Annotated in this window: 2 protein-coding genes; both read right to left on the reverse strand. The window is 65.7% G+C overall.

Translation table 11 applies throughout. The features are described 5' to 3' along the window. Positions 1-79, reverse strand: a 79-nt coding sequence (locus EOC06_RS40460; RefSeq protein WP_164898905.1) for a 3-keto-5-aminohexanoate cleavage protein, incomplete at its 3' end; no start/stop codon positions are given. Positions 80-83: 4 nt separating this feature from the next. After that, positions 84-1,281, reverse strand: a 1,198-nt coding sequence (locus EOC06_RS34415) for an aspartate aminotransferase family protein (protein ID WP_245470321.1), incomplete at its 5' end; no start/stop codon positions are given.

Raw genomic sequence — 1,281 nt, forward strand, 5'->3', positions numbered from 1 at the left:
CCGGCAGATAGGGCGACATCGACGGCGTGTGCACCGAGCCGGTGACGGCGCAGGTGATGATGACTTTTCTCAGGCCCATGCTTTTACCCTTCGACCGGCAGGTCGAGCTCGGAGGCGAGAACCTCCAGCGAGTCGCCGATGATGGAGACGATCTCGCCGACCTGTTCCCTGGTGACGATCATCGGCGGCGCGACCATGAAATTGTCGCCGTCGACGCCGCCCTTGACCCTGCGGCCATAGATGATCAGCCCACGTTCATAGGCGAGGTCGAGCAGCCGCTGCGTGGCTTTCTTGGTCTGGTCGATCGGCCTCAGGGTCTCTGGATCGGCGACCATCTGGGCGCCGGTGAGCAGGCCCTTGCCGCGCACGTCGGCGATGAACGGAAACCGCTTCGCCAGCCCCTTCAGTCCGTCCATCAGCACGTCGCCCATGGCGGCCGCATTGGCGATCAGGCCAAGCCGGTCCATTTCACCGAGCACGGCAAGCCCGGCGGCGCAGGCCAGCGGATTGCCGGCATAGGTGTGGCCGTGCTGGAAGCCGCCGGAGTCAAGCAGCGGCTGCACCAGCCGCATCGGGGCGGCGAGCGCGCCAAGCGGCGCATAGCCCGAACCCAGCCCCTTCGACAGCGCGATGATGTCGGGCTTGCAGTTCCAGTGGTCGCCGCCGAGGAATTTGCCGGTGCGGCCGGCGCCGCTCATCACCTCGTCGTGGATGAGCAGGATGCCGTAGCGGTCGCAGATCTCGCGGATGCGCGGATAATAGCTGTCCGGCGCGACCAGTGCCGCGGTCGCCGCACCGCCGATCGGCTCCATGATGAAAGCGACCACGCTGTCTGGACCTTCCGCAAGAATCTTCTCCTCCAGCATGTCGGCATAGCGGATGCCGCGCTGTTCCATCGAGAGATTGTCGCGGTCACGCCAGGCATTCGGCGCCGGCACGGTCGGCATAGCCCGCATCATCGGCTCGAACGTTTCGGCCAGCGCATCGTCGCCGGTGACCGAGAGCGAACCCAGCGTGCCGCCATGATAGGAGGGGAAGCGGGTGATCACCTTCCAGCGGCTGGCCTGGCCGGTGGCGACGGCCCATTGCCGCGCCAGCTTGATGCAGGATTCCGTCGCTTCCGAGCCGCCCGAGACGAAGAAGATTCGGTCCATGCCTTCCGGCAGCTTGCCGGCCAGTTCGCGTGCCAACTCCTCGGCCGGCTCGTTCTCGAAATGCAGCCGATAGGCAAAGGTGGCGCGGTCCATCTGCCGCTTCATGGCCTGTCTCGTATACACATCT

Origin of the sequence: Mesorhizobium sp. M7A.F.Ca.MR.362.00.0.0 (genome assembly GCF_004023175.1) — a bacterium.
GTDB lineage: Bacteria > Pseudomonadota > Alphaproteobacteria > Rhizobiales > Rhizobiaceae > Mesorhizobium.